The organism is Neorhizobium tomejilense, assembly GCF_964254135.1.
Taxonomy (GTDB): domain Bacteria; phylum Pseudomonadota; class Alphaproteobacteria; order Rhizobiales; family Rhizobiaceae; genus Neorhizobium; species Neorhizobium tomejilense.
Map to the genome: position 1 here is coordinate 4,444,839 of NZ_CAXUSO020000001.1, position 10,732 is coordinate 4,455,570.

Sequence of the window (10,732 nt, forward strand, 5' to 3'; positions counted from 1 at the left end):
GTTCCATGTTCGGGCTGGATATCAATGTCGTGGCGATCATCGCCCTCGTGGCGGTCGCCGCGGCGGCGGTCTGTTACGCGCTGTTGTTCTCCCGCATGGAAGTGGAAAAGAAGGCCGACAGCCGGCTCAACCGGGTGAAATCGGCGGAAACCGATCTCAACAAGGTCAAGGCCGCGCGCGACCGTGTGCAGGAGCTTTCCAAGCGCCGCAAGTCCATGCAGGATTCGATCAAGGACCTGGAGAAGAAGCAGGAAGAGAAGAACAAAAAGATGGCCGACGGCAGCTTGAAGGCCAAGCTGCCCCAGACCGGCCTGTCCCTGACGATGGGCCGCTTCTATATGTTCAGCGTCCTTTTCGGCGTCTTCGTTTTCCTCGTGGCCCTGATCGCCGGCCTGCCGCTGCTCGGCGCCGTCGGTTCCGCCTTCGTCAGCTCGGTCGGGCTGCCGCGCTGGATCATCGGTTTCCTGGTCAAGCGTCGCCAGAAGAAGTTTCTCGATGAATTTCCGAATGCGCTCGACGTCATGGTGCGATCGATCAAATCCGGCCTGCCGCTCAACGATTCAATGCGGCTGATCGCTTCCGACGGCCAGGAACCGGTGAAGACGGAATTCCGCCGTGTGATCGAATCCCAGCAAGTGGGCTTGAGCATTCCGGAAGCCTGCACGCGCATGATGATGACCATGCCGCTGCCGGAGGTGAATTTCTTCGCGATCGTCATCACCATCCAGGGCCAGGCCGGCGGCAATCTTTCCGAAGCGATCGGCAACCTTTCCAAGGTGCTGCGCGAGCGCAGGAAAATGAAGGCCAAGGTGCAGGCATTGTCGATGGAAGCCAAGGCTTCGGCGGTGATCATCGGCGCTTTGCCCTTCATCGTCTCGCTGCTCGTCTATCTCACCTCGCCTCAGTACATCTCGATCATCTTCACCGATCCGCGCGGGCACCTGATCCTTTTGTTTTCCGGCGTCTGGATGTCGATCGGCATTTTCGTCATGCGCAACATGATCAACTTCGACATCTGAGGGGATTGAGCGATGGGACTGGCAACGACGCTCACCGACCCGACCACACTGCTCGCCATCCTGGTGGCCGTGGCGGTTTTCGCGACCCTCTACACGCTGGCGAGCCCGTTCCTCGAAAAGGGAGACCTCGACAAGCGCATGAAGGCGGTCTCCACGGAGCGTGAACAGATCCGCGCCCGCGAACGCGCTCGCATGAATTCCGAACAGTCGAAGACGTCGCTGCGCGCACAGAACAATCAGTCGGTCCGGCAGATCGTCGAGCGCTTCAATCTGCGCAAGGCGCTGGTGGACGACAACACGGTCAACAGGCTTCGTGCCGCCGGCCTGAGGTCGCAGAACGCCCTCAACATGTTCCTGCTGGCCCGTTTCCTGCTGCCCTTCGTTTTTCTCGCAGGCGCCATCGTCTGGATTTTCGTGCTCGGCAACCTCGCCACCCGGCCGTTCCCGATCCGGATGCTGGCGGCGATCGTCGTCGCCTATATCGGTTTTTATGCACCGAACATCTACATTTCCAACCGGGTGAAGAAACGCCAGCATTCCATCAAGCGGGCCTGGCCCGATGCGCTCGACCTGATGCTGATCTGCGTCGAATCGGGGATTTCCATGGAAGCGGCGATGCGCCGCGTGGCCGAGGAGATGGCGCAGGCATCGCCGCCGCTAGCCGAGGAAATGGTGCTGACGACGGCCGAGCTCTCCTTCCTGCAGGACCGCCGCACCGCGCTCGAAAATCTCGGCATCCGCACCCAGCTCGATATCGTCAAGGCGGTTACACAGGCGCTGATCCAGGCGGAACGCTACGGTACGCCGATTGCCTCGGCGCTGCGTGTGCTCGCCCAGGAAGGACGCGACGAGCGGATGAACGAGGCGGAAAAGAAGGCCGCCGCCCTGCCGCCGAAGCTGACCGTGCCGATGATCCTGTTCTTCCTGCCGGTGCTGATCGCCGTCATTCTCGGCCCCGCCGGCATCCAGGTCGCCGACAAGTTTTGATGAAGCCGGCAGCAAGCGCCGAGGCGACGGTGAACGGCACCTGAATTCCAGCTTCAGACCGCATTCAGCGGCGATCGATCAATATCCCCTCATCGAGCAAAAATTCCGTCCGTTCACGAACACGGATCGGAGCGCTCACGTGATTTTGGAGGATACCCGATGCTGGCAAGACTTTGCGTGAACCTCGTCCTGATCGGCGGAATCATCACGGTGATTTCACGCCTCATCTGAAGGCATACCGATGGAGGACCATCCGGAAAACAGGAAAACCGGCGAAAGGCCGGTTTTTTGGTGGGATGACGGTAGCCCGGTCAATTCGTCTTGGGCTTGTTCTTGCCGTCCTTGTCGGCGAGCTTTGCCCAGGCATTCTGCTGGGATAACATCGAACGCAGATAGGTGACATTGGCATCGGCCTGCTGCTGCGAGAGTTCCCGGCGGGCGATCTGTTCGGCTTCCGCGAAGCGGCCCTGTAGGCCGACCACCAGCGCCAGGTTCTGGCGGACGCGGCTGTCGGCGGCGGGCTGGCCGGCGGCATTGCGCATGTAGATTTCCGCCGTCTTCAGGTCGCCGGAAAGCACGTAGGACATTCCCAGATTGGACATCACGCTCGGCTCGTTCGGCTGGGTCTCGAGCGCCATGCGGTATTTCTGGCGGGCCTCCGCCGAGCGACCGAGCTGGTCGAGCACGGCGCCTTCGGCCGAATAGAGCCGCCAGTCCGGATGATCGGGGGTCTGGGCGCGGTTGATGGTCGCGAGCGCCTGTTCGAGCTGGCCGGCCCCGGCCTGCGCCTTGCCATAGGCCGCCAGCACGTCCCGATCGGCCGGGTGGGCGATAGCCACCTGCTGCATCACGGCAAGCGCCTGCGCATTCTTGCCGGTCATTCCGAGCACTGTCGCGTATTGCAGCCCGATCTGCTTGTTCTTGGGATCGCGGGCATAGCTCGCACCGACAGACTTCTCGGTGCTGGCAAGATCGTTCGCGTTCATGCCGTCCATGGAGGCGGCCGAGGCCCTAGGGATCGAGCCCGTCGTTTCAACATCCCGCTTCGTCGCGCAGCCGGTGACCGAGAGAACGGCGAGAATTGCGAGGGCGGCGGTCTGGGCGAGGCGGGTCTTGCGAAGCGTCACGGCTGCGGAAGCGGTCATGGGGTGCGGTCTCGTTCGGTCCGGTGCCACGTCTTCCGAATAGGGAGCGGGCATATAGCGCATTTCCACTCCAGCAATAAACTGTTAACCCTAACAGATCGTTAAGACGAGCGATTCCAGCAGCTTCCGAAGGCTCCCCATGACTCCTTATCAGTATATCGAACGCCCCTCTCCCTTCAGCGCGAAAGGGGCGGCGACCAGGCCTGTCCACGCCGTGACGCCTTCTGACCTGGAGGCTGGGAAGCTCGATGCGGCGGCGCTCGCCTGGGCGAAGGCGGCAGGCTTCAAGGCGGAAGCTGGCGCGGTGCTTCTGTTGCCAACGGCCGCCGGTGAGGTGGGCAGCGCCCTGTTCGGCCTTGGCAGCGATCCCGCCGAGGCGCCGTTCATTACCGGAAAACTCTCGAAGCTCTTGCCGGCGGGTGACTGGCATGTCGAGACCTCGGCGCTTGGCGATGCACATCTTGCCCTCGGTTACGGCCTCGGCACCTACGGTTTCAGCCGCTACAAATCAGACAAGCCGAAGGATGTGCGGCTTGCGATCTCGGGCACGGCCGATGCCGCCGATGTCGAGCGCCAGCTGGCCGGCGTTTTCCTGGCCCGTGACCTCATCAATATTCCGACCAACGAGATGGGGCCGATTGAGCTGGAAGCTGCCTTCCGGGCGCTTGGCGAACATTACGGCGCAACCGTCACCTCGATTGTCGGCGAGGACCTGCTCGCCCGGAATTTCCCGCTCGTTCACACGGTCGGCCGCGCCAGTATCTCGCCCCCGCGCCTGCTCGAAATGCGCTGGGGAGAGAAGGGCCATCCGCGCGTCACCCTGGTCGGCAAGGGTGTCTGCTTCGATACCGGCGGCCTCGACATCAAGGGCGCCGCCAACATGGCGCTGATGAAGAAGGACATGGGCGGTGCCGCGAACGTCATGGGACTTGCCCTGATGATCATGGATGCGGGTCTTGAAGTGGACCTGCAGGTTCTGGTGCCGGCGGTCGAGAACTCCATTTCCGGCAATGCCTTCCGCCCCGGCGATATCTACAGGAGCCGCAAGGGCATCACCGTGCAGATCGACAATACCGACGCCGAAGGCCGGCTGGTCCTCGCCGACGCGCTCGCCTATGCGGACGAAAACCCGCCGGACCTGATGGTCGACATGTCGACGCTGACGGGGGCCGCCCGCGTCGCGCTGGGCACCGAGCTTGCGCCCTATTTCACCGACGACGAAGCGCTTGCCGGCAAGCTGATGGACGCGGGACGCACCGAATCCGATCCGATGTGGCGGCTGCCGCTCTGGATGGGCTACGACAAGGACATCCGCTCCCGCGCCGCCGATATCACCAATTCGCCCTCGGGCGGCATGGCCGGCGCGATCACCGCGGCACTTTTCCTCAAGCGCTTCGTCACCGCCACCAGGAGCTGGGTGCATTTCGATATCTACGGCTGGATGGCGGCCGAAAAGCCGCAGGCACCGGTCGGCGGCGAGGCGTTTGCGATCCGCGCGCTCTATCGCACGATCCGCGACATGGCCGCGAAATAAACCGGCTCCGAAACAAACCGGTAAGAACTTCGGCCTAAAATCCGTCGGATTGTGAAGCGAGGCCGGATTTTTGAACCGAGGTGGTGATGCCGGTTGAACTGACCGCCACGGAAGCGCTGGGCCTCTGGCACCGGGTATCGCTGGAGCAGGTGCGCCACGACGGCCGCGATCTGACATTGCGCCAGATGTCCATTCTGCTGCATATTTACCTCGTGCCGCCGCCGCACACGGTGCGCGGGCTGGCGGCGACGCTCGGCGTCACCAAGCCGGTCATCACCCGCGCGCTCGACACGATGGGCGAGATGGGCCTGGTGGACCGACAGCGCGACGAGCGGGACCGTCGCAACGTGGTGATCAAGCGCACGGTGGCGGGTGCGCTCTATCTGGAAAAGCTGGGCGACTTGATCATCCGGGAAGGCCGCCAGTGATGGGTTTGCCGTGAAGCGCCCGAAGGGGATTTTGAGATGACCAAGCTGCTCGACAGACGCCTGCATGCTTTCCGGCCCGACCTCGCGGACGAGACGCTGAAAGGCAGCGTCGAGGCAGGCCAGTTCGTCCGCGGCGAACCGGCACGCATCACCGTGCCGGTGGCCCAGCTTCGCCCGGCACCGGACCTTGCCCGAGGCATCGATACCGAACTTTTGTGGGGCGAAACTGTCCGCGTCTTCGACCGTGCCGATGGTTTCGCCTGGGTGCAGGCCGATCAGGACGGTTATGTCGGCTACCTGCCGGAGGCGATGCTCGGAAGCCTGGAAGAACCCACCCACCGCATCGCTGTGCCGCGCACCTTCCTGTATCCGGAACCGGAGCTCCGCAAGCCGCCGGTCGGCGCTGTGTCCATGGGCAGCCGCGTCACCGTCGTCGGCGAGGCGGAAACCCGCGGCACCGGTTATTTCGTCCTGGCGAGCGGCGAGGCGGTGATCGCCCGCCATTGCCTCCCGATCGCCGAGACCTTGGGTGAGGACTACGTCGCGGTCGCGGAAAAATTCATCGAGACGCCCTATCTCTGGGGTGGCCGTTCCGGTTTCGGTCTTGATTGCTCGTCGCTCGTGCAGCTGGCCCTGATGATGACCGGCCAATTTGCCCCGCGCGACTCCGATATGCAGGCGTCGATCGGCAAAGAGATCGGCCAAGGGGAACTTCGCCGCGGCGACCTCGTTTTATGGAAAGGTCATGTCGGCATCATGGAGAATGCCGAGACGCTTCTCCACGCCAACGGCCACACGATGAGCGTCGCCCGCGAGAATTTCGAGGCGGCCGTTCAGCGGATCGGCTGGCTTTACCAGCAGCCCAGCGGCTATCGCCGCCTGGATAACCGCCGATGATCACGCAAACGTGGTCCCCGGCCCATGGATTGGACCTTCTGCCGTCCATATCTGTGAATCATCCGCCGTTTACGTGGATGAGGAGTCGATTGATGTTCAAAGGTGCATGGATACTGCCGGCCGTGATGCTCGTGGCGCTGCTTGTCGCCGCGGTGGTTCCGGCTGAGGTATTCGCGGCCGAGCCCCGGGCCTTCCCGAAGGATGTGCAGACCTACTTCCGTAACCTGCCCGGCGTCGTTCCGGAGGAGGAACACGCGAAGAAACAGGCCTATGAATGCACCAGCGATATCGAGAACGTCTATCGCAGCCGTGGCGGTTTCGACATTCTCTATGGCGACGTGATGCCGACCCGGATCTATCGCTGCAAGACGCCGAGCGGCGTAACCTATACTGGCACGCGCATGCCCAATACCCAGTGGGTCCCCGGTCTCCATCCGCACCATCTTCCCGAATAAGGCAATCTTTGTTCAAAGGCGGCACGGCGAAAGACCGTATCTTGCGATGTAAGGCATGGGCGCTCTTGGCCCATTGACGACCTGCCGCCGCTGCCCCACTACTTTCTGACATACTGAACTTGGTACACCGGGAGGATGCAGGGTGTTCCACGCAAGCATGAATTTTGCGCTCGGCGAGGAGGTCGACGCTGTTCGTGAGACGGTCCACCGTTTCGCGCAGGAAAAACTCAAGCCTCGCGCCGACGAAATCGACCGCAGCAACGAATTTGCCCGCGATCTCTGGCCTGAACTGGGGGCGCTCGGCCTGCTCGGCATCACCGCCGATCCGGATTTCGGCGGCACGGGCCTCGGTTATCTGGCCCACGTCGTGGCCGTCGAGGAACTGGCTCGTGCCTCGGCCTCCACATCGCTCAGCTACGGTGCCCATTCCAACCTCTGCGTCAACCAGATCAACCGCAACGGCAATGCCGACCAGAAGGCGCGTTACCTGCCGAAGCTCTGCTCGGGAGAGCATGTCGGCGCGCTTGCCATGTCGGAGCCCGGCGCCGGTTCCGATGTCGTCTCGATGAAGCTCCGCGCCGAAAAGCAGGGCGATCGCTATGTCTTGAACGGAACCAAGATGTGGATCACCAACGGCCCGGATGCCGATGTTCTGGTGGTTTATGCCAAGACCGATCCGACCGCCGCCTCCAAAGGCATCACCGCCTTCCTTGTCGAGAGGGATTTCAAGGGGTTCACGACGGCCCAGAAGCTCGACAAGCTCGGCATGCGCGGCTCCAACACCTCCGAACTGGTGTTCGAGGATTGCGAAGTGCCGGCCGAAAACGCCATGGGCGCCGAGGGTGGCGGCGTGCGCGTGCTGATGTCGGGGCTCGACTACGAGCGCGTCGTGCTTTCGGCCATCGGCATCGGCATCATGCATGCCTGCCTCGATGTGGTCATGCCCTATGTCCACGAGCGAAAGCAGTTCGGCCAGCCGATCGGCGAGTTCCAGCTGATCCAGGCCAAGGTCGCCGACATGTACACGGCGATGAATTCCGCCCGCGCCTATGTCTATGCGGTGGCCGCCGCCTGCGATCGCGGCGGCGTGACGCGCCAGGATGCCGCCGCCTGTTGCCTCTACGCCTCCGAACAGGCGACCCAGCAGGCCCTGCAGGCAATCCAGATCCTCGGCGGCAACGGTTATATCAACGACAATCCGACCGGCCGGCTGCTGCGCGACGCCAAGCTGATGGAGATCGGCGCTGGCACGTCCGAAATCCGCCGTATGCTGATCGGCCGCGAACTCTTCAAGGAAACCGCCTGATGGCTGTCATCCGGTCTGCGGTCAACCTGAGGAGCGAAGCCGCCGAAGCGAACCGCGCCGCGATGCAGGCAAAGCTTGCCGAGGTCGAGGCGGCGGTAAGGCTCGCCGAAGCCGGCGGTGGCGAGGAAGCGCGGGCGCGGCATGTGAAGCGCGGCAAACTGCTTCCCCGCGACCGCATTGCGCGCCTGCTGGATCACGGTTCGCCCTTTCTCGAAATCGGAGCCACCGCCGCGCACGGGCTTTACGGCGGGGCGAGCCCGTCGGCCGGCATCGTCACCGGCATCGGCCGGGTCGAGGGCCGCGAGGTGATGATCGTCGCCAACGACGCCACCGTGAAGGGCGGCACCTACTATCCGATAACCGTCAAGAAACACCTTCGTGCCCAGGAGATCGCCGAGGAGAACCGTCTCCCTTGCGTCTATCTGGTTGATTCCGGCGGCGCCAACCTGCCGAACCAGGACGAGGTGTTCCCCGACCGTGATCACTTCGGCCGCATCTTCTTCAACCAAGCCCGAATGTCGGCGAAGGGCATCGCCCAGATCGCCGCCGTCATGGGTTCCTGCACCGCCGGCGGCGCTTATGTGCCGGCGATGTCCGACGAGGCGATCATCGTCAAGGACCAGGGCACGATCTTCCTCGCCGGCCCGCCGCTGGTAAAGGCTGCCACGGGCGAGGAAGTCTCGGCCGAAGATCTCGGCGGCGGCGATGTCCACACAAGGCTGTCCGGCGTCGCCGATCATCTCGCCCGCGACGACGCCCATGCGCTCGCGCTGGTCCGCCGCGCCGTCGCAGGGCTGAACACCCGCAAGCCGGATATCGTGGTGCTGGCGACGCCCGAGGAGCCGCTTTACGATCCGGAAGAAATCGCCGCGATCGTTCCGTCGTCGCTCAGCACCCCCTACGATATCCGCGAAGTGATCGCGCGGGTGGTGGATGGCTCGCGTTTCGACGAGTTCAAGGCTCGCTTCGGCATGACGCTGGTCTGCGGTTTTGCCCATGTCTTCGGGGTCCCCGTCGGCATCATCGCCAACAATGGCGTGCTGTTTTCCGAAAGCGCCCAGAAGGGCGCCCATTTCATCGAACTCTGCTCGCAGCGAAAAATCCCGCTGGTCTTCCTGCAGAACATCACCGGCTTCATGGTCGGCCGCAGATATGAGGCGGAGGGCATCGCCAAGCACGGCGCCAAGCTGGTGACGGCGGTTGCGACAACGTCCGTGCCGAAGGTCACGATCCTGCTTGGCGGTTCATTCGGCGCCGGCAATTACGGCATGGCCGGCCGCGCCTATTCGCCGCGTTTCCTCTGGACCTGGCCGAACAGCCGGATTTCGGTGATGGGCGGCCCGCAAGCAGCCGGCGTGCTGGCCACCGTCCGGCGCGAGGCGATCGAGCGCGGTGGCAAGACCTGGGGCGCGGACGAGGAAGCGGCCTTCAAACAGCCGGTGCTCGACCAGTTCGACGAACAGAGCCATCCGCTCTATGCCTCCGCGAGGCTTTGGGACGACGGCATCATCCATCCGGCCAAGACCCGCCAGGTCCTGGGCCTGAGCCTCTCCGCCGCCCTCAATGCTCCAATCGAGGATACACGCTTCGGCGTGTTCCGGATGTGAGGGTTGGCTTGATGCAGCAGAGCACATCCAAAGACCCCCTCTGGCCTGCCGGCCATCTCCCCCACAAGGGGGGAGAAGACTCGCGGCACGGCCTCGCTTCAAATCCACCACCGGTGCGGCGGGGTAAGCCCCTCCCCCTTGTGGCAGGGCTATCGCATATGGGCTATTGCGGCGATGAGATAGTCATCGTTCCAGGCGCATTTTTTGATGCGATGGCTGATGGGGACTTTGTCGACATCGGCGTGCTGGAGGATGTTTCTGGCGATGCGATTGACGAGAGCGATATTGGCGGGAGCATTGTCTTTTCGCGCCCGGCTGTCGTCTTCGCCCAGATTTACATCCAGTATCCAGTGCAGGCCGTTTTCGATCTGCCAGTGAGCCCTTGTGAGCTCAAGCGCCTGTTGGGCCGACAGGATGGTGGAGGCCATGAACAGGCGCGTCTTCGGCTGGGCCTCGCCACGCCGGCTGGTGATACGCACGAAGGCCTTGTGGCCGTCCATCAGGGCTTCGTCGGCGGCCACGACTTCGGCCCGGCGCCATTCGCGGCGGCCATGGGCGGTCTCGTCGCATTCGGCATGGTCGGGCCGCTCAGTGGCCAGGCGCTCGATGGCGCGCTTGTGCCAGGCCGGCCTGTTCTTCTTCAGCGCCAGAAGGTAGTTTGCGCCACCTTCGGTGATCGCCGTGGCCATGCGCTTGTGGCAGTGGAGCGCATCGGCGGTGACAAATCGGTCCGTCAGATCAAGGAGTTCGACCACTTTGAGGGCGGCTTCGATCTCGTTCTCGTCAGCCGTTGGCGTGGCGGCCGCAAGGCAGAGCCGAGCCCCCGAGGCAAAGGCCGATACCGTCAGCGGCGGGGCAGCGGCAAGGCCGGTTTCATAGGCTCGCCGCAATGCCTTGCCGTCGAGCGCCACCACCTCCTGGCGGGCTTGCGCGAAGGCTGCGGCAAAGGCGGCGAAGGCGCGACCGAAGGCATCCGGGTCCAAGAGCCGCAACAGCCGCGAGAAGGTGTCGTGGCTGGGCGCGGCATCATAGTCGATCAGCCGCGACAGTGCCTGCCGGCGCTCATGGGCAAACAGCGAAAACTCCGTGGCAGAACTGGCGCCGCAAAGGCTCGCCGCAATCATCATCACGATCAGGTCCCCAAGCCGATGGCTGGCATTGGCCGCACGCGGATCGGGGACCTCGCCGAAATAACCGTCAAGGCACGACATGGCAGATCTCCGTCAAAGAACCGCCACCTCAAAGAATCCCTTTTGACACTCTCCGCAACTCTAAAATCGCCATATGCGATTCCCCTGCCCCTTGTGGGGAGGGGTTGGGGAGGGGTTTACTCGTCCTGGTATCTCGGGGCTGC

The 10,732-nt window shown here is 63.4% G+C and carries 10 protein-coding genes; 8 read left to right on the top strand and 2 right to left on the bottom strand.

Going from position 1 to position 10,732, the window contains the following annotated elements:
• Positions 1-5 precede the first annotated feature (5 nt).
• Together ACSQ3G_RS21855 and ACSQ3G_RS21860 are read left to right on the top strand one after the other, a co-directional pair.
• On the top strand, positions 6-1,019 hold the full coding sequence (locus ACSQ3G_RS21855) for a type II secretion system F family protein (RefSeq protein WP_436111518.1): 1,014 nt from the start codon (positions 6-8) through the stop codon (positions 1,017-1,019).
• Positions 1,020-1,031: 12 nt separating this feature from the next.
• Complete coding sequence (locus ACSQ3G_RS21860) at positions 1,032-2,006, top strand: type II secretion system F family protein (protein WP_046667267.1); 975 nt, start codon at positions 1,032-1,034, stop codon at positions 2,004-2,006.
• 311 nt (positions 2,007-2,317) lie between these two features.
• Here ACSQ3G_RS21860 and ACSQ3G_RS21865 read toward each other — a convergent pair whose 3' ends face one another.
• Entirely contained in the window at positions 2,318-3,151 is an 834-nt protein-coding gene (locus tag ACSQ3G_RS21865) for a tetratricopeptide repeat protein (RefSeq protein WP_436111519.1), read from the bottom strand.
• Positions 3,152-3,290: 139 nt separating this feature from the next.
• Here ACSQ3G_RS21865 and ACSQ3G_RS21870 point away from each other — a divergent pair, with 139 nt between their 5' ends.
• From ACSQ3G_RS21870 to ACSQ3G_RS21895, 6 genes are all read left to right on the top strand, one after another.
• Positions 3,291-4,685 (top strand): leucyl aminopeptidase family protein, encoded by a 1,395-nt coding sequence (locus ACSQ3G_RS21870; protein ID WP_436111520.1) that lies wholly within the window; start codon positions 3,291-3,293, stop codon positions 4,683-4,685.
• 86 nt (positions 4,686-4,771) lie between these two features.
• Positions 4,772-5,113 carry a MarR family transcriptional regulator gene (locus ACSQ3G_RS21875; RefSeq protein ID WP_037079769.1) on the top strand — a complete coding sequence of 114 codons (342 nt, stop codon included), beginning with the start codon at positions 4,772-4,774 and terminating at the stop codon, positions 5,111-5,113.
• Positions 5,114-5,149: 36 nt separating this feature from the next.
• Positions 5,150-6,010 (top strand): C40 family peptidase, encoded by an 861-nt coding sequence (locus tag ACSQ3G_RS21880; RefSeq protein ID WP_436111521.1) that lies wholly within the window; start codon positions 5,150-5,152, stop codon positions 6,008-6,010.
• A 92-nt stretch (positions 6,011-6,102) separates the two neighbouring features.
• Entirely contained in the window at positions 6,103-6,465 is a 363-nt protein-coding gene (locus ACSQ3G_RS21885) for a hypothetical protein (protein WP_105417129.1), read from the top strand.
• Positions 6,466-6,607: 142 nt separating this feature from the next.
• A complete protein-coding gene (locus ACSQ3G_RS21890; RefSeq protein ID WP_436111522.1) occupies positions 6,608-7,771 on the top strand; it encodes an isovaleryl-CoA dehydrogenase in 1,164 nt (387 codons plus the stop codon).
• A complete protein-coding gene (locus tag ACSQ3G_RS21895) occupies positions 7,771-9,378 on the top strand; it encodes a carboxyl transferase domain-containing protein (RefSeq protein ID WP_436111523.1) in 1,608 nt (535 codons plus the stop codon). Before ACSQ3G_RS21890 ends, ACSQ3G_RS21895 begins: the two co-directional genes overlap by 1 nt.
• A gap of 149 nt (positions 9,379-9,527) precedes the next feature.
• Here the strand turns inward: ACSQ3G_RS21895 and ACSQ3G_RS21900 are convergent, their stop codons facing one another.
• Complete coding sequence (locus ACSQ3G_RS21900) at positions 9,528-10,589, bottom strand: ISAs1 family transposase (RefSeq protein WP_436111524.1); 1,062 nt, start codon at positions 10,587-10,589, stop codon at positions 9,528-9,530.
• Positions 10,590-10,732 lie beyond the last annotated feature (143 nt).